Annotated in this window: 13 protein-coding genes; 10 read left to right on the top strand and 3 right to left on the bottom strand. The window is 43.2% G+C overall.

Annotation, left to right across the window (positions count from 1 at the left end):
- Together ENI34_04790 and ENI34_04785 are read right to left on the bottom strand one after the other, a co-directional pair.
- A partial coding sequence (locus ENI34_04790) for a hypothetical protein (GenBank protein ID HEC78444.1) occupies positions 1 to 604 on the bottom strand: 604 nt, incomplete at its 3' end.
- Between the two features lie 12 nt (positions 605 to 616).
- On the bottom strand, positions 617 to 2,131 hold the full coding sequence (locus tag ENI34_04785) for a T9SS type A sorting domain-containing protein (GenBank protein ID HEC78443.1): 1,515 nt from the start codon (positions 2,129 to 2,131) through the stop codon (positions 617 to 619).
- Positions 2,132 to 2,897: 766 nt separating this feature from the next.
- Here ENI34_04785 and recA point away from each other — a divergent pair.
- The 6 genes from recA to ENI34_04755 all read left to right on the top strand — a co-directional run bounded on the left by recA (position 2,898) and on the right by ENI34_04755 (position 9,729).
- Positions 2,898 to 3,938, top strand: coding sequence for a recombinase RecA (gene recA, locus ENI34_04780; GenBank protein ID HEC78442.1), 1,041 nt, complete (start codon positions 2,898 to 2,900; stop codon positions 3,936 to 3,938).
- Positions 3,901 to 4,506: a hypothetical protein gene (locus ENI34_04775; GenBank protein ID HEC78441.1), complete on the top strand. Its 606-nt coding sequence runs from the start codon at positions 3,901 to 3,903 to the stop codon at positions 4,504 to 4,506. Before recA ends, ENI34_04775 begins: the two co-directional genes overlap by 38 nt.
- Positions 4,507 to 4,509: 3 nt before the next feature.
- Positions 4,510 to 7,071: an alanine--tRNA ligase gene (gene alaS, locus ENI34_04770; GenBank protein ID HEC78440.1), complete on the top strand. Its 2,562-nt coding sequence runs from the start codon at positions 4,510 to 4,512 to the stop codon at positions 7,069 to 7,071.
- Positions 7,072 to 7,147: 76 nt separating this feature from the next.
- The gene (locus ENI34_04765; GenBank protein HEC78439.1) at positions 7,148 to 7,654 is read left to right on the top strand and encodes a hypothetical protein; all 507 of its coding nucleotides are present in this window, start codon (positions 7,148 to 7,150) and stop codon (positions 7,652 to 7,654) included.
- Positions 7,651 to 8,424 carry a thiazole biosynthesis protein gene (locus tag ENI34_04760; protein ID HEC78438.1) on the top strand — a complete coding sequence of 258 codons (774 nt, stop codon included), beginning with the start codon at positions 7,651 to 7,653 and terminating at the stop codon, positions 8,422 to 8,424. Before ENI34_04765 ends, ENI34_04760 begins: the two co-directional genes overlap by 4 nt.
- A gap of 93 nt (positions 8,425 to 8,517) precedes the next feature.
- Entirely contained in the window at positions 8,518 to 9,729 is a 1,212-nt protein-coding gene (locus ENI34_04755) for an MFS transporter (protein ID HEC78437.1), read from the top strand.
- 8 nt (positions 9,730 to 9,737) lie between these two features.
- Here ENI34_04755 and ENI34_04750 read toward each other — a convergent pair whose 3' ends face one another.
- On the bottom strand, positions 9,738 to 12,296 hold the full coding sequence (locus ENI34_04750; protein HEC78436.1) for a hypothetical protein: 2,559 nt from the start codon (positions 12,294 to 12,296) through the stop codon (positions 9,738 to 9,740).
- Positions 12,297 to 12,480: 184 nt separating this feature from the next.
- On the opposite strand from ENI34_04750, the gene ENI34_04745 reads away from it, so the two are divergent.
- The 4 genes from ENI34_04745 to ENI34_04730 all read left to right on the top strand — a co-directional run bounded on the left by ENI34_04745 (position 12,481) and on the right by ENI34_04730 (position 18,970).
- Complete coding sequence (locus ENI34_04745; protein HEC78435.1) at positions 12,481 to 12,669, top strand: hypothetical protein; 189 nt, start codon at positions 12,481 to 12,483, stop codon at positions 12,667 to 12,669.
- A 154-nt stretch (positions 12,670 to 12,823) separates the two neighbouring features.
- Positions 12,824 to 13,495, top strand: coding sequence for an IS110 family transposase (locus ENI34_04740; protein HEC78434.1), 672 nt, complete (start codon positions 12,824 to 12,826; stop codon positions 13,493 to 13,495).
- Between the two features lie 283 nt (positions 13,496 to 13,778).
- Complete coding sequence (locus tag ENI34_04735) at positions 13,779 to 16,265, top strand: hypothetical protein (GenBank protein HEC78433.1); 2,487 nt, start codon at positions 13,779 to 13,781, stop codon at positions 16,263 to 16,265.
- A 92-nt stretch (positions 16,266 to 16,357) separates the two neighbouring features.
- Positions 16,358 to 18,970 carry a T9SS type A sorting domain-containing protein gene (locus ENI34_04730; protein ID HEC78432.1) on the top strand — a complete coding sequence of 871 codons (2,613 nt, stop codon included), beginning with the start codon at positions 16,358 to 16,360 and terminating at the stop codon, positions 18,968 to 18,970.
- The last annotated feature ends 484 nt before the right edge of the window (positions 18,971 to 19,454 follow it).

Here is a 19,454-nt window from a genome sequence, read left to right as displayed (position 1 = left end):
CATTTATAGAAAGCCAAATACCTCTGTCTGAGGAGCCCGAACAGCCGGCAATAATCCAGGTGCCTCTCAGTGGGTCATGAGTAATTGCAATGTCATTCACTGTAACATTAGGGGAATTACTCAATGCACTCCAGTCGGTTCCACCGTTTGTCGTCTTGAACATTTCATATTGACTGTCATCTTTTTGACACCCCAGATACACCACACTCGAATTGTTCGGGTCCATGGCAAAACATAAGGGGCTGGTATTGGTAATCCCAGAACTCTTGGACTCCCAGGTCTCACCGCCATCCACTGACTTCCAGACCGGAGTTTGATCATTCTTGCCAATATAAACAGTCCAGGCCTCATTCGGATCACAGATCACACAAACAGGATTAACAACATCAAGGGGTAATATCGAATCCCAGAACTCTCCTTCATTCACCGACTTATAGAGCTTATGGTACCTGTCCGCAGCATAGATGACCCAATAATTATGTATCGGATCCCAACCCATACTCATATCATCGGCCCTGCCCGCAGGCGGACCATTCAAACTCTGCCACTGCGCACCCAACAATACCAGCGGCAAAGCAATTATGGCGGTTATTAAGTTCTTCATTATCGCCTCCTTTTATTCTATCTTCACCACCTTCCTGATACCTCTGTTTCCACCTGCCCAAACCTCAACAAAATAGACCCCACAGGACAGGCTCCTGGTAGATATCTCTACCCTTCTGCCCTCTGTTTCATAGGCAAGCACCTCCTTCCCAGAAATATCGTAAATCCTTATGCATAGGCCAGCATCCCCAGAATCCTTTCCTTTTTGCTTTCTACTCTCTGCACTGTGCCCTCTGCCAAAGCTGATGTTGATCAGCTTTGAAAACGGATTCGGGAATATACCAAAATCTATTCCTGAAGACAAATTACCCTCCAACTCAGATACTCCACCAGAAAGGCCCTTGCGCTTGTAATATAACGGTGCACTCGAACCACTGTTCCCATAATCCCTCCTGTCCTGCCAGAAAAGATGTAAATACCTACCACCACAGGCCAAAGATGGACAATAAGAATGATACGGTGCATTAGTCAACCTTATCTCAGGTCCCCAGGTTCTACCCAAATCACTACTCATCCGATAATAAATCTCAAAATTGTTATCAAAACCATTACGATCATCTTCCCAGACTAAATGCAAATTATTACCCTCCGCAAGAATATCTGAGGCCACTGCCCGATGCTGAACCGTAAGCGAATCAATCGGCTCCCAGGTATTCCCCGAATCCCTGCTTGCCCGATAAAAGATATCACCAGTCCAGGGATAGGGTGAATACTTGTAATCACACCAATCAATATGAATACCACCACTATCATCTGTTGTCATCGCCGGATCAAATGAACTTATCCCATCATCCTCAGAAACCATCTGACTGTCTGTCCAGGTCTCACCACCGTTGAAACTACGGATATCATAAATCTCACATGCCCCGGGTAATGCTCTATATGTCACAGATAGAGCTAAAATATCATCAGAAATACACCTTAAAGTCGGACTCGCTCTGGCTAAAGTGACATTCATAACCGGCTGCCAAGTATTACCCCCATCATAACTTTTCGTAAACATTAATATTCCTGTTGCGGAGTTAATCCCGGCAATATAGATTAGACTACTATCTGCAAATATTGATGAATAATGCATTCCGGGAATGATTGAATCAATACCCTGCCAGGTATCTCCACCATCTGAACTACGACGATAAACAACACCATAGTCCTCTTCAAACCAGATCACATGCACAGTATTCCCGGATACCGCAATCTGAGGCATCGTACCACTCTGCTCATCCTCCACACTCAACCGCACCGGGTCTGACCAACTCTCACCAGCATCAGTAGAACGAAGATAAAAAATCTCATCATGCCCGGTATATGCATGCCACCAAACCAAATGAATCGTATCCCCACAACACGCCGCCCTCGGATACCATCCACCACCCTGCATATAGGTCAACCGCACATCCGGACCCCAACCCACCTGGGCAGATAAAAAAGAAACAGCAAGTAAAAGGGAAAAAGTAAATGGTAAAAAATATGAATCAACAATGTGAATCTTTCCAGATAATAAACCTATCCCTGCATTTTTCTTCATCTCTTCCTCTGAATTATTATACCACCCAACCTAATAAAGTCAAGAGAATAACCGGCAAAGAGCGCGGACCGTGTGTAAAGAACTGCGGGAGGTTTATTTCATCACCAGAAAACCGTTTCCAAAGCGAAAGCTCATACGGGAAATCATCCGTTAGATACAAAACTTTGCTTCCCTGGAACGGCTGTAACATAACTGTAACAAACATCTGTATAATTGAATGATGGTTGATTAAAAAAACACTTGACACCGTGATTAAATCTATTTACACTTAAGTGCTGAAATCAATTAAGGAGGAATTACATTGATGACGACAACCGACCCTGCCCTGCTGGAGTTTACTTCTGTCGAATGGTGCTCAACGCCCGTTGTATAATCAAAAAAATAATTATGCTTTAGCTGTACGATTGCCATTCTCTTTTCGTATAAATCCTTACAGAGTGCAACTGCGGTGTGTTCACGCTTGCATCGCCCTGACTCCTCTCTACTTTTTTATCATCCCTCCGCCCGCTCTTTTGTCATTCTGAAGGAGTCTGCCCGAAGCAGACGACTGAAGAATCTCAATGACTAATGATTGATAAAGATTCTTCGTTACACTCAGAATGACAGAGAAAGAAGGCAAACTCAGACGTTGTCCTGAGTGTAACGAAGGAATGACGGAGAAGAAGGGTCTTTAAATAAAAACGAAAAGTGGAGAGGAGTCAGCGCATCGCCTTCTTGACTTATTAAAAAATTTCACTAATATATAAGAAGATAGATAAGGAGGATTATGGCAAAGAACGATAAAGAAAAAGTACTGAATGTAGCAATCAGCCAGATTGAAAAGCAATTTGGCAAAGGTTCTATTATGCGCCTTGGCGAAAAGAGCGCACGTGTAGATATCGACGTAATACCCACGGGTTCATTGACCCTTGACAGTGCCCTGGGTATCGGAGGGTTTCCCAAAGGAAGGGTTGTTGAGATTTTCGGACCTGAAGCTGGAGGAAAAACAACTCTGGCGCTTGAGGCGATTGCTCAGGCGCAAAAGAGAGGCGGAACCGCAATCTTTGTCGATGCTGAACACGCCTTTGATCCCGGTTATGCAGAAGCCCTGGGTGTGAATCTGAATGACCTTTTGATTTCCCAGCCTGACACCGGTGAACAGGCATTAGAGATCGCGGAAATCCTGACCCGCTCCGGCGGTGTGGATATTATTGTGATAGATTCTGTCGCCGCCCTTGTTCCAAAAGCCGAAATCGCCGGAGAAATGGGAGATATGCAGGTCGGCCTGGTCGCCAGATTAATGTCTCAGGCATTAAGGAAGCTGACCGGTGTAATAAGCAAGTCAAAGACCTGCGCCATATTTATAAACCAGATCCGCCACAAGATCGGTGTGATGTACGGCTCACCGGAAACAACACCCGGCGGACTTGCTTTGAAATTTCATTCTTCAGTCCGCTGCGACATCCGAAGAATCGCTTCAATTAAAAAAGGAGACACGATGATCGGCTCACGCACCCGCGTAAAGGTGGTCAAGAACAAACTGGCGCCGCCGTTTAAAACCGCTGAATTCGACATCATCTACGGTGAAGGTATTTCCAAGTACGGTGAGCTGGTCGACCTGGGCATAAAAACGAATGTGCTGCAAAAAGCAGGTTCCTGGTATTCATACGGAGAAGAAAGGATCGGACAGGGCAGAGACGCCGTAATCGAACTCTTGAAGAACCAGCCGGATATCGCCCGGGAAATAGAAGACAAAATCCGCAAAGAACTCAACCTTAAACCAAATAAGAGTGAAGATAAGCAAGATCGAAGTACAAAAAAGGAATAAAAACCGCTGTTCAATCTATATCGACGGTGAATTCAAAGTCGGTTTAGCCCGGGAACTGGTGTTGAAATATGACCTGCATGAAGGAAATCGGATAACTCCGGAAGAGCTTAAAAATATTCTGTATAACGCCGAAAAATCAAAGATAAGGGAAAGGGCGTTTAAAATACTGCGCCACCGGGAACGGTCGTCCCGGGAGTTAAAAGAAAGACTTTTGAGAATCGGGTTTGATGAAATGCTGGTAGAAGAAGTAATCAAGGAATTTGTCGACGATAAAACCATTGATGACGAAAGATTTGCAAGGGCTTTTGTAAACGATTACACAAAACTGAAGCCGAAAGGTAATCGATTCATCTTCCGCGAGCTGCTCAAAAGAGGAATTTCCAGAGAAACAATAACCTCGCTGGTGAACGCACGCAATGAAAAGGTTTTGATCGAGGCTTTTATTAATAAAAAATTAACCCACCTGAATCAAAAGGTTCCTGAAGAACGCAGGAAACTCATCCGACGACTTCTGCATCACGGATTCTCCATAGATAATATTTATGACGTTCTTAATGAAAGGCGATAGATCATGATGACCGCTTCTGAATTGCGCAAAAACTTCCTGGATTTTTTTAAGGAAAGGGATCATACGATCGTACCTTCCATGTCTCTGATTCCGAGGGACGACCCGAGTCTTTTGTTTACGAGCGCCGGGATGGTTCAATTCAAACCATTGTGGACCGGAGCGATTCCTTTGCCTTACAAACGTGCGGCAAGCGTGCAGAAGTGTCTGCGCACTTCAGATCTGGAGAATGTCGGAAAGACAAAACGGCACCATACATTTTTTGAAATGCTGGGCAATTTTTCTTTTGGTGACTATTTCAAAGAAGAAGCAATCACTTGGGCATGGGAATATCTCACCGGTGTTTTGCAAATTAATAAAGAAAAACTCTTTGTCTCTGTATATAAAGACGACCAGGAAGCCTATGATATCTGGCATAAAAAAATCGGCCTGTCTCCACAGCGGATCTTCAGATTCGGAGAAGAGGACAACTTCTGGGGACCGGCAGGAAACACCGGTCCGTGCGGACCGTGTTCTGAAATCTTCTATGACATGGGAGAGAAATTTTCCTGCGGCAAAAAGACCTGTGCTCCGGGCTGCGACTGTGACCGGTTTCCCGAAATATGGAATCTGGTCTTTCCCCAGTTCAATCAGACGGGTTCGGGCGAACGGCTGCCTCTGAAAAACCGGGGCGTCGACACCGGTATGGGGTTTGAACGCCTCGTCACTTTAATTCAGAACAAGGATTCTGTCTTTAAAACAGACCTTTTCTATCCAATAATCAAAGACATCGCGCAGATAAAGAAACTGCATTATGGAGATAATGATAAAATCGACGTCGTAGTGAACGTCATCGCCGACCACATTCGTGCCCTTGTCTTTGCCATCGGCGACGGCATAATTCCATCGAATGAAGAACGGGGTTATGTCCTGCGCAGGATTTTACGACGGGCTGTAAGGTTGAGCCGTAATCTGGGTAATAATGAAGCATTTTTATACAAACTTGCTCCGAGAATTGTCGAAATGTATCATCACGACTATCCTGAATTGGCCGAAAGAAGGGAAGAGATCACCTTGGTAATCAAATCAGAGGAAGAAAGATTCCTCGCCACCCTTGAAAAGGGTATCCAGCTCTTTGAAGAGCTCTGTCAAAAGAAGAAACAGATCTCCGGAGAAGAGGCCTTCAGGCTCTATGACACCTACGGGTTTCCGGTTGAATTGACAAAAGAACTCGCCAAAGAGAAAGGTATTACGGTCGACGAGAAAGAATTTATGGCGCGATTGAATGAGGCGCGCGAAATTTCCAAAGCAAAGGCGAAGTTCATTCCCAAGGGAGAATGGAAAGTCTTAAAAGAAGGAAAAGGTGAGTTCGTCGGTTATGAGGCGGATGAAACCAGAACAGAAATCCTGCGGTATAATCAGCACGGAAAGACCATTGAGCTGGTTCTGGAAAACTCGCCGTTTTATGCGGAAGCAGGCGGTCAGGTAGGCGACCGCGGAGAGATCACCGCTCCGAATCGATTTTCTCTTCGGGTGCTCGATACCTACTGGCTTCAAGGAATGATCGTGTGTCACTGTGAACTTGTCAGCGGCGAATTCAGCCCCGACACAGTAACCGCCCGGGTGGACCGGGATAAGCGTAAAGAAAGTGCGCGCGGCCATACTGCCACCCATCTTTTGCACGCCGCACTGAGAAGAATACTCGGTGAACACGCCCGACAAGAAGGTTCTTTTGTCGAGCCGGGCAGATTCCGCTTTGACTTCACGCATTTCAAGCCTTTGACAGAGGACGAGATTAAAACAATCGAAGATCTTGTCAACAGAAAGATTCTCGAGGCGATTCCCGTGGAGAAGTTCTTTACCTCTTTAAATGAAGCCAAGAAAATGGGCGCAATGGCGATCTTCGGTGAAAAGTACGGCGACCGGGTGCGGGTGGTCAAGATCGGCGACTTTTCCATTGAGCTCTGCGGAGGTATCCACCTTGACAACACAGGCGAAATCGGTCTGTTTAAAATCATCAATCAGGAATCGGTTGCAGCCGGAATCCGGCGTGTGGAGGCGCTCGTCGGGCTGCGGCTGTTTGAGCGTCTGCGTCAGGATGAATTAATTATAAAAGAGATGCAGGAATTGATCGGCAGCAAAGACAAAGACTTAACCAGGTGGCTGAAAGACACCCTGGCACAGCAGAGGAAAAGAGAAAAAGACCTGGAAGCGGCACTGCGTGAGCTCGCCCGCAGCCGGGCAAAGAGATTACTGGCAAAACAGGCTGAAACAAAAGAACCGATCATCGTTGACGAGCTGAAGAATTTCGGAAAGAACGGTATGCGTATGGTTGCGGACATCTTGATGGCAAAGGCAGAAGACTCAATCGGCATGCTCTATGAAACAGTGAATCAAAAAGTCAATTATCTGATCTTCGTGGGCAAGAACAAAGTAAATAAACACCCGGCAAATAAACTGATCAAGGAAGTAAGTGGAATCATCGGCGGCGGCGGCGGCGGCCGCAGCCACCTTGCTGAAGGCGGCGGAGGAAATCCGGCAAAAATTAAAGAAGCTGCTGCTTATTTAAAAAACATCATAAAACAATAAAAATCTTTTAAAAAGTTCTACATTACCACCTTGAATTTTCTTTTTTTTTATATACAATATCTCAAAGGAGGATGAAATGAAAAAAATAATCACTGTTGTCGGTCTCTGTCTGATACTGGTTTCAGTTTTAAACGCCAAGGGAATCAAACGCTCACGTCGTTATCTGTTCGAACTCGGACCAAAAGCGAATCTCTATATCGGTGATGAAGTGAGGATTGGAATCGGTGCAGAAGTAGTTGTCAATCCATTATCAACCTTTGGACTCAGAATGGAACTCACCGAGCTTGTCGTTGGAGGCAATACTTCATTCTACCTGAATAACAACGGCAGCATTGACGCCCTGATACCGATACCCATGCGCGACCTTGCACCCTATATCCATGCGGGCTTCGGTTTTAATGTCATTGACACAGGTGCGGGGTCACAGACCATCTTCTCCATCCGTGCCGGTATGGGAATCGATTATCCGATAAGTCCCGGAACAAAACTCTTTTTTGAACCGGGTATTATTATCAGCGGTAACGGTGATACAAAAGCAACTTTTCGTCTGTCTTTTGGAGGAAGATTCGGCGTCTTAAGATGATCGAAGAAACCATAATCACCAGGGCGATTATTGAAACCTATACAAAAGAATTGCTCGATTCGGTTGAGGCTGATGTCATAATCGGAGGAGCAGGACCGTCAGGACTTTGTGCCGGCTACTATTTAGCGAAAAAAGGTATAAAGACACTCCTTTTTGAACGCGGGCTGAAACCAGGGGGTGGTATGCCGGGCGGCGGGATTATGTTCAACCGGATTGTGGTTCAGGACCAGGGTAGAGCCGTGCTCGATGAATTCGGTATAGTTTATCATGAATATGAAAAAGGCTATTATGTCGCCAATTCCCTGGAGGCGACCGCCTGCCTTACTGACAAAGCGCTCAAAGCAGGCCTGCGGATTTTCAATCTCGTATCCATCGAGGACGTTATTGTACGCAACGACGGCGTCTGTGGAGTGGTCATCAACTGGTCGAGCGTGGAGATGGCAAAGCTGCATATTGATCCGGTCTCTTTTAAAGCAAAAATCGTCATCGACGCCACCGGTCACCCTTGTGAAATCACCCATATCGTTGAAAAAAAGAGCGGAGGAAAATTACTCACCTCAAGCGGTAAGATTGAAGGTGAAAAATCGATGTGGGCTGATTTAGCTGAACAGCTCACACTGAAGAACACCAAGGAAGCTTATCCCAATCTCTATGTCTGCGGAATGGCGGCAAACGCAGTTTTCGGTGGACCGAGAATGGGGCCGATATTCGGCGGAATGCTTTTGTCCGGTAAAAAGGTAGCTGAAATAATCATCGAAAGATTACAATAATCCGGCAACTTAACTTCTCTTGGCCGTGCATATGAAATAGTCATTCAAACAATTTGAGATCTTTGTAAACATATAAAAGAAAAAGTGCAGAGAATGTTTTTTATTTTTCCACAAAAAATAAGCCGAGGGTTTTTCAAATACCGAGCCAACCTCCGGCTGTTTTCGCGCAACGCCCGATTGTTTTTGATCGGAACCTTCTTTATGGGAATGGGGTTTTCCGGTTTTATGCTGCTCTTTAATCTTTATCTGAAAACACTGGGCTTTCCTGAAGGACGCATCGGCAATATCATCTCCGCCACGACCTTAGGAACCGTGATTATGGCTATTCCCGCCTCAATCGTCATCAGGAGGGTGCCGATAAAGCGGATTCTTCTGATTGCCACGCCGATAGCCACGTTTTCCTATTTGATTCAGATAACCACGGTGCATTATCATTTGATTCTCACCGGCGGGTTCGCCGCCGGACTGGCAGCCGTCTTTTCCCGGGTCGCTGCGGCACCCTTTTTTATGCGCAACAGCACGGTGAAAGAAAGGCATTATCTTTTCAGCATGCAGTTCGCCCTGATGCTCGTCGCCGGGATCGTCGGAAACATACTCGCCGGCTTTTTACCGGGAGTCATCGCTGAAACAGGTGCTGATCCTTATTTAACTTACCGCTACACCCTGTACATATTCAGTGGTCTGGTGCTTATCGCCCTTGTGCCGTATTTTATGATAAAAGAAAGTGCTGTTGAACAGCCAAAAAAGTTCAAAATCCATTCGCGCCGTTTGATTCTTAAACTGTTCCTACCGAATCTGGTCGTCGGCATCGGTGCCGGTTTGAGTATTCCTTTTTTTAATCTCTACTTCAAGGAAGTCTTTATGACGCCGACGAAATTAATCGGCGTCTTTTACAGCATTCAACAGTTCTTAATGATAAGCGGCTTACTCGTCGCGCCGCTGCTGGCGGAAAAATTCGGAAAGATCAAAACCGTTGTCTTTTCTCAATTGTTCAGCATTCCTTTCTTTGTCATTCTGGGGCTTACACACAATCTCGTTCTGGCGGTCGTTGCGTTTTTAATCCGCGCCGCCCTGATGAATATGGCGCAACCGTTATTCACCAATTTTGCAATGGAAAAAGTACGTACTGATGAACAACCTTTCACCAACGCCCTCCTTGTAATTGCGTGGACCGCAGGCTGGGGCGTAAGTGCGAGCATCGGAGGTTATCTTATCGAACACTTCTCTTACTCTGTTCCGTTCCTGTCGACGAGTTTACTCTATTTAATCTCGACCGTGATAATCTTCGTCTTTTTTCAGAAATAACCGGTGTTTTATTTTTTTATATAAATCAATTTCCGGTCAGGTTCCCAGTTCTTATCAAAGAAACCCGCTGCCTTGACGCCGGCCCAACCGTACTTCAAAACAGAACGGTCATAAACGACAAAATCGGGCAAGCCGGCACCGGCGTACAGGGGTATGAACATACCCATAATCTCCTCAGCTTTTTTCGTCGTCGGAGCATACAACAGAACAAATTTTTCAGGATTGAGGGGGTTGGGATATATCTCGATCAGGCATAAATCTTTTTGCGTCAAGATTCGATCACCCACAATAACGCTGCCTTTTTCGATTCGCAGCGGCAGTCTGTGATTTATCCACTTCAGGACGGAATTTGTCACAGCATTACCGAAGAGAATCAGATTATAGTTCTCAATGATTTCACGGGTGACCTCGGTGTCAGGCAGGATACGAACAAAGCCATTGGCTCGATACCACCAGAAATAAGCCTGGAGTCGGGCAAGCTCGAAATTGTGTTCAGTAGAAAGCGCATCACCCGTTGTTCCGTAAATAAGAACAAAAGGACTGAAATAAGCGCGTTTTATCGGGCCGTAAACTCCCGGTCGTTTAGTGGTAAGGACCTCATCGGTCGCCCAGAGGAATTTATCGCCGGTTTTTCGAAAGGAAAGTCGGCATTCTTTTCGGTATTCAAAGGTAATATTCTGTCCATTGATAACAAGATTCACCAGGCCGGGAGAGACAAGGGAGTCGTTCAGAAAGATCGTGAATCTGGCGACATTTACCAGCTCTATCTTCAACTCTGTAGCCACCGCCTCTCCGTACTCCCAGGGATCCATTATGCTCTTTTTGCCCACAACCTCTGCTATCACCCGGCTGTCTTTGTAGAGCTCTTCCTGCTCGTCAATTTCTATCCAGTAGCATCTATTGGAATGACCGATGTCCGTGGTTCTGAATACAATCTTTTGCGGATAAGGATCTCTGGTTTTTGCCTTCAGAAAATCCATCATTTCCTTCAAATCAACACAATCAATACCAGGCGTGGTGTCGAAATCCCACCAGTGCTTTTTCCCGACAACTTCGTTGTAGACGAACTCATAACCAAGAGCATTCAATCCTTTTACGAACAGCCGGGATTGAATCGGCGGAACATTATCATCTGCACCACCCTGAAGAATGTAGATTGGAAGATTATAAGCGTTCTCCAGAAAAGGCATACAGGCGTCTTCACGCAGCACCATATCCCGGAATTTTATAAGCTGGGGTTCTGCAAATATCTCGGCTTTCTGTAAAAACCAGGGAACATATAACCGAAAGTTTGTCCAGCCGGCAGACGGCGCCATCCCAGCAAAGACGTCTGGGTGGGACAAACCGATGTGCCAGACACCGTGACCGCCCATTGAATGGCCGGTTAAATATATACGATTTGTATCTATTTTAAATCTCTCTTTGACCCGGTTGAGGACTTCGAAAAAATCAAGCCTGCCCCAATCCTGCCAGTCAAAGCCGAATCGGCGTCGATTCGTCGGCGCCACGACAAACGCCCAGTCTTTCCGGATATAACTCTTCACCAGGCCAAAGGCTTTGACCCCGGCGCCGTGACAGGTCATTATAAGGGCGTAAGTGGAATCCGGACTATAATCAAGGGGAGGAGAGACAGCATAGTACTGACAGGAACCGTCTATTTCTGAAATGAAGGTTTCTATCCGGGGTTCAGCCGCATCTTTTATCTGGAGCCAGATTCTGGTGGCAACAGAAAAGTCACCGGTTGAAATTCTGATATTGACGGCAAGGCTCTCTTCTTTTTCCGGGATATAGTCGGACTTAATTTTTATCGGAATCTTAACCGCACACAGAGGCATAAGGTTGAAGGCTTCAGCAACGACCTTTTCTGTCCCCATAAGCTCCGCCTTTATGGTTAGATCATCCAATCGCCTTCTGGTTGTATTTACAAGCGGTATTCCCAGGCATATATCTACGGGTTCTCCCCTGATCAAATCCGGTCTGGTTATATCCTCTTCTGAAATCATAAGCGGTCCAGGGACCGGAATAATCTTAAAGGAAAAATCATGGGCACCGAAACCGCTCACTTTAAAGAGCACTCGATTTTCGCCCGGCTTAAGAATCACCGGGGTCTTCAAGAAACCGTCCTTATAAGGATCTCCGGGGAAAACCTCTCCGTTCAACCGGAAAGATGATATTCCTGAGGCGACAATCAGCGCCCTTTTTAAGCCGGTGCATTTCATCACTCCGTAAAAATAGCCCGCAGTCAACAGGACCGGTGCACCATAATAGTCTTGCAGTGAATCCCACTCTATGTTTTTATTGGTAACTTCAATTTCTGGCGATTGAGTCCTTAGGGACCGCCATTTAATGAACCCTGACTGATGCAGGATTGAAGGATATCGGACTTCTGTATCGGGTTCGAATGCTTTCGTAAAGAAAAACTCTTCATCAACTCCTGTAATACCTTCTCTTAAACCGATTGAGAATGGGCCTAAATAACACCACTCGTGGATGATGATTGTATCTTCTACAGAGGGCAGAAAACTGTTCTTTAAAGTTATCAAAAATAGTGTAATAATAATATTCATTAATTGATGTAAGTATACTGCATCCTAATGTTTTGTCAATGCGTTAGATGGGGTCAAATCTTCACAATTCACAAAATTAATGTTTTAAGCGATTTTGCGTTTGTGAATTGTGAAGATTTGATGTTATGAAAAAATTGCATCTTCAGGGTTATAGATTATACTATTATTTAATGGAGGTGCAATTATGCAATACGTTGGTATTGATTTTCACAAGAATTATTCGTTTATTACTGAGATGGATGAAACAGGCGTAATAAAATGTCAAATAAAGTTATCAAATAATCGTAATACGCTCACCCGCTACATAGACAAACTTCCCGCGGATACGAAAATTGGTATTATTTTTACGAACTCGTTGAAGACCGTGATTTAGATATCTCTCTGGCACATCCCTTGAAGACAAAAGCGATTGCTTCAGCACGACTCATGAATGATAAGGTGAGTTCAGCAACACTCGCGCATCTGCTCCATGCCGATTTACTGCCGACTGCCTACAAATAACCAGAAATATTCGTGAGGTATTACGTATGCATGCTTTTCTTACGGCACAACGGACGTGTTTAAAAAACCGTATCCATGCGATTCTTCTAAAAAATGGTCTTGCCTGTCCGTATACCGACATCTTTGGTAAACGCAGTTTGACCTGGCTCAAAGAACTTACCTTGCGTCCTTGTTATCAGGACGCAATTGCCAGTTACACCAGATTAGCCGAATTGTTTAATGCCGAGATAAAAATACTCAAACAAACGATTGAAACTCTTGCCTATGATCATCCTTATGCACGCATTTTGGAAAGTCATCCGGGGATTGCTCACTATTCAGGACTATTAATTGCCGTTGAGATTGGTGATATCAGCCGATTCTCGAATGCTGGTAAACTCTGTTCCTATGCCGGTTTAGTCCCGAGAATGCACGCTTCCGGTGGTAAAGTGCGTATGGGTTCAATCACCAAACAAGGCTCAAAATGGTTACGCTGGATCCTGGTCGAATGCGCCTTACATGCGATTAAAAAATCAGATCACTATCATGCCTTATATACACGAGTGGCACAAAAACATGGAAACGGAACGGCCCGGGTTGCGATCGCCCGCAGTATGCTCCGGGCAATCTACGCAATGCTCAAATATAATCGAACTTATCAGGAAAAAAGACTCCGGCCAACGCCCTGGGGTCATAACCATCAAGGTTCTCAGATTTGATTGCGCAACCGGAGTCGTACAACATCCTGTACCACGAGTACGCATAGGTGACTAACTCATGGTCCTAAGAAATTATATCAAAATTTACAAGGAGGTCAATATTGACAATTTCAATAGGATGTTCCCTATTTCCAAATATCAAACCCCGAAGGCTGTTTTGCAATCGCAAAAGACGCCTCTTGACAAGGAATCTAAAATGTGTAATATCTATCATACCCCTTTTTGTCCAGAATGATGGGGTTCACGTCGGTAATATACTTATTATTATAAAGTAAAGGAGGAAATGATGTGTAAATTGCACAAAATTCTAATAATGATGTATATCCCCATTTGTTACTTATGTGGATATACCTTGAACTACTCCCAGTCACATTTCCCCATGGAAATAGTAAATGGTTACAGCAAATTCAAAACGCAAGATTTTGCACTGAGCGGAAATCCGGGTTCCCCTGAATTACCTTCTATTTATCTTAATTACATAATTCCAGCAACAGCAAAAGTTGATTCGGTTGTGATATCTCAACTCAATACTATCCAGATTGCTGGTAGTTATTCGATTTATCCTGCTCAACCACCACGGCTAGTTGGACATACTGGGCAGTGGGTACCTCCCGATACGAGTATTTACAATTCAAATGAGCTGTTTCCTGGTGAATACATTGATGTAGTTAACCAAGGTACTATGGACGGTGCAAGAATTGTAACGGTAGTTGTGCATCCAATTCAGTATAAACCTAAAAATAAAACGTTGTTTGTTATGACGGATATTAATTTTAGTTTTGCTTCTAGTTCTACAAATATACCGGAAATCAAAGCTAAAATCAGAGGCGAGTTCGAACAAACAGTTTACGATAAGGCATTAAGTAGTATTCTTGAGAACGATTATGAAATGAATGTCTATTACCAACGTCCGGTTATTGTTAAAGAAAACCAACTCGGTAGAGGTAAACATAATTACCCTGTTGGTCCTTCTATAATAATAACTCCGTCTGCATTTTCGTCATATTTCCAACCGTATGCCGATTGGTTAACTGACCAAGGAATAAGAACCTATCTTATAACCCCCTCAACGATTTATAGATACTTCAGTGGTAGAGACAATCCGGAAAGGATTCGCAATTATATTAAATACTGTTATCAAAATTGTGGAGGTACATACTTCTTCTTTGGTGGCGATACTGTGAAGAACACACGACTTGACGTGCCTTTTAGAAAATGTGTACCTCTAGATAGTCCACCCCACACTTTTCCGAATCAAGATACGATTATACCTACTGACCTATATTACGCAGACCTCGGTGGCGAATGGAATGCTGATAGCGATTCATGGTGGGGAGAGTTAACCAACGATTCAGCGGATAGATTCCCTGAGGTTTTCGTGGGTAGAGTACTACCTTACTGCACGACTGAAATCAAGAATTGGAGTGAGAAGGTTCTGAAATATGAACAAGGTCGTTCAAATTTATCTGGTCTTGATACTGCAATAATAATATGGCATAAAACAGGTTATACAGGTCATCCAGCTTGGTTCCTTATGGACACTACTATATTTCCTAGTCATATTACTCATATTGTAGGAGAAGACCTTTGGGCTGACAGTGCACTCGGTTTACTAAATCGAGGCGATGGCATGACTAATGTCAATTGTCATGGGGGGACATGGATGTTTTGTACGAGGAACCTAATGCATGGCGATACACTTGATACGGGATTTGTCTTTTGGTATAAATCATCATCACCAACTCAATACTGGGCTGGATTGAACTGGCAAACAAACGCAAGTAAACCGTTTTTGCATTATAGTGTAGCTTGTAAGAATGCTTATTATGACAATGGTTCAGATACATGCATAACGGATGCATTTTTAGATGCATATTGTGATGCAGAATCTGATGACCCTTTGGGTTCTGCCGCGAATGTTTCTCATACTCGATGGAGTTGGGGCCCGGGTAATTCAATTACCCTTCAAAATGAATTTTATAGACAACTTTTTTCTGTTGACTACACTGGTCCTGCCCCTCCTGAACCGGGGCTTGAGCGTTTAGGAGTAGCTGTTGCAATGTCAAAATGTCAAGAAAGCATAAATTGGAATAACTGGCACAATAGATTTGTATGTTACGCAACCAATTTGTTTGGGTCGCCGACAACCGACGCGTGGACTAAAGAACCTAAATCTCTTACCGTCACACACCCATCTTCTATTACTGAAGATGTTCAAACTAATTTCACCGTCACGGTGAAAGATTATAATGTATTTCCGCCAGCAGCAGTTGCTTACGCTAAAGTATGTTTGAATAAACCGGGGGATATTTACGAAGTTGAATACACCAATACAAGTGGACAATATACTTTCACAATTACACCTGGTACTACAGGTTATATGCGTGTAACAGTTACCAGACTGCATAATTTTGATAGTAGTTATAAACAGTATTTGCCATATCGAGATTCTTGTCAGGTGGTGGAGGCTGATGGCAAACGGACTGTAAAAAATGAAGATATCGGTCCTGATAAGCTATCTATAACTCAAATGCCTACGTTGTTCAAGAAAGAGACTCAGATTAGTTTCGGAATTCCAATTGCGAGCGTGGTAGAAATAATTGCATATGATATTACAGGCTCAAGAGTTAAGACAGTCATAGATAAGCATTTCGAACCCGGTTATTATGAAGAAACAATTGATGCTGGAGACTTGTCGAGGGGTGTATATTTCATAATACTAAGGCAAAATGGTGTGGAAATTAGCAAGAAATTCATTCTCATTGAGTAAGTTTTAGAAAGACACTCGCTATTCTCACCAAATAATGTTGAATTTTAGGTTGACATTAAATATATTGAAGTTATAAACGCAGGAGTGTAGATATGAAAAGATGGTGGTTCCTAAAGTTGTATAACTTGATGAAAATAATAAACTCAAGTTGGAACATGCGATTCTCTAAATATGCAATGATTATTATCGTATGTACAATTACTTTTTCCACCGCACAGTCCGAATTTTTGATTGATACTAATACAGTTTATACTCCTGCATCAATAGGCCAAATGTATCCTTCAACTGCCTTTGACGGTACGAATTATTTCACTGTTTGGATAGATTCAAGAGGTGGAATCACGGGTGATTCATTACATATCTATGGATGCCGAGTTACACCTCAGGGTACGCTGATAGATTCAGCGGGTATTCCTATATCAATTATTGTTCATGAAGTTGCATGGGTTCCTGAATCACCAGCAATAGCTTATGGTGATTCTGTTTTTCTAGTTGTGTGGGCAGATTATCGAAATTGGGACTGGGATATTTATGGTGCACGGATAGATATAAATGGAAATGTATTAGACCCAGATGGCTTCATCATTTCTTCAGTACCGAGCTGTTATCAGTATTATCCATCTGTGATTTTTGGAAGCACTAATTTCTTGGTGGCATGGTGGCATGCAGGGTCAGGCGTTTACGGCTGTCGAGTAACCGCTGATGGTCAGATTTTAGACCCTAATGGATTTCCAATATCTATTAACTCAGGTAATCAACTGGCACCTTCGGTCGCCTTTGATGGTGTTAATCATTTTGTGGCATGGCAGGACCCTCGCGGTTTAGGTGCATTTGACATCTACGGAGTAAGAGTTGATACAGCAGGGAATATCTTAGATACAACAGAAATTCATATATCTGCAGCAGATAACTCTCAAGAGAAACCATCTGTTGTATTTGATGGTACAAAGTATTTGGTAACGTGGCAGGATAGTCGTTGGGGGCAGTTTGATATATATGGTGCACGTGTTGATACTGCTGGTTTAGTGTTAGACTCAACAGGTATTGTCATCTCGGATGCAGTAAATTGGCAAGAAAATCCTAATGTTACATTCAATGGTACTGATTTTATGGTGGCTTGGTTAGATTGGCGAGATAATCAACCCGACATCTACTGTGCTCGATTGGATACCTCAGGTTTGCTTTTAGATTCCTCGGGCATTTTTATTTCAAATGGTATGAATGATACGTATTGTCCTGGGATCACTTCTGATGGTAATTATTGTCTTATTGTATGGCCGGACATAAGGAGTTGGCGAGCCCATATTTATGGTGCGAGACTAAATGGAGCTGGTACGGTATTAGACCCTGAAGGGATTTTATTTTCCACAGCGCTGTATAGTCAGTGGTCGTCAGCCGCAGCTTTTGATGGTATAAACTATTTTGCAGTATGGGAAGATTATCGTGAGGATGAGTTCTCAAATATTTTTGGTGCAAGAATAGATACCACGGGTTCAGTTCTGGAATCATCTGGTATTGCAATATGTACTACTTCCTATTCACTCACACCAGCAATTGTGTACGGGGGATTAAATTATTTGGTGGTTTGGTCTGGCATTTCTTGTACAAGGATTGATACATCTGGTGCACTTCTTGACAGTAATTTTATAGATATAGGTAATGGGTATGACCCCTCAATAAGCTTTGATGGTAATAATTATTTTGTGGTTTTCAAAAGAAATATCGATATTTATGGTGCTCGGATTGATACTTCAGGCATAGTCTTGGATTCTGCTGGCTTTCGAATCTCCCCAATAAATGATGTGGAGAAATACCCTGATGTTGGCTTTGACGGTACTAATTACTTGGTTGTCTGGCAGGATAATCGGAATGAATTATTTGAATTATCTGACATTTACGGTACTTTTGTAGATACAACAGGGAGCGTATTAGACACACTAGGGTTTTCGATATCTGCTTTATTCAATATAGAACAATCTCATCCTTCTGTTGCTTTTGATGGAAATAATTATCTGGTCGTGTGGCAGGATAGCCGTAATGATTATGCTGATATTTATGGTGCTCGCGTGACACAAACTGGTGTGGTTTTGGACACGGCAGGAATTCTGATTTGTGGTGCTGCATCTGCTCAGTATAAGCCGCAAATAGCTTTTGATGGAATAAATTTCTGTGTTAATTGGGAAGATTGGCGGGGTGGTAACTATGCAGATATCTACGGATGTCATATTGATACAACTGGTTTCGTGATTGATACTTTTATCATCTCTACAAAGGCAAATAACCAGCTTCGACCTTATATAACGAAGGGTTTAAATAAATTCTTGGTTACATTTACAGGGTTTGTAGATTCGGTTAATAATAAGCCTGCTAATACAATGCGTATTTGGTGTAGATTTCTACCATTTGTGGGTGTTGAAGAAAAAACTCAACTTGCCGAGCACCGTGTTGAATCTTCACTATTTATTTACCCAAATCCATTTCAAAAAAAATGTAGTATTAAATACAGCTTACTTCGAAAATCAAAAGTCAATCTATCTATTTATGATGCAACTGGTAAATTCGTTAAAGAGATTGTTAGTGAAATACAAAATGCTGGTATTTATAATAAAACTTTTGAAGTAAATAATTTATCTCAGGGCGTTTACTTTCTTAGATTAGATACTGAGAATTATGCAAAAACAAGAAAATTTGTTTTTATAAGATAGTCTTGTTTGTTTTAATAACCACTTTTAAGTCCAACTATACAATCTTTTGTTGAATATTAGCAAAAACATCATAGAGGATTCGAAATCCATGACTTTTTAATTTCATTTATAAAAACTCCTCTGTTTTCTTCAAAAACCTTTTACTGGGTTCATGCCTATTTTTCTCCCACAAAGTCACAGTATCAGTCACAACACCAACAAATCTAGCCACATCTTTTTGGTACAAACCCAGGTCTTGCCTGTCCGTATACCGACATCTTTGGTAAACGCAGTTTGACCTGGCTCAAAGAACTTACCTTGCGTCCTTGTTATCAGGACGCAATTGCCAGTTACACCAGATTAGCCGAATTGTTTAATGCCGAGATAAAAATACTCAAACAAACGATTGAAACTCTTGCCTATGATCATCCTTATGCACGCATTTTGGAAAGTCATCCGGGGATTGCTCACTATTCAGGACTATTAATTGCCGTTGAGATTGGTG

This window comes from candidate division WOR-3 bacterium (assembly GCA_011052815.1).
Taxonomy (GTDB): Bacteria; Hydrothermota; Tepidihabitantia; order SM23-42; family SM23-42; genus DRIG01.
This window is presented reverse-complemented; position numbering and strand designations above follow the sequence as displayed.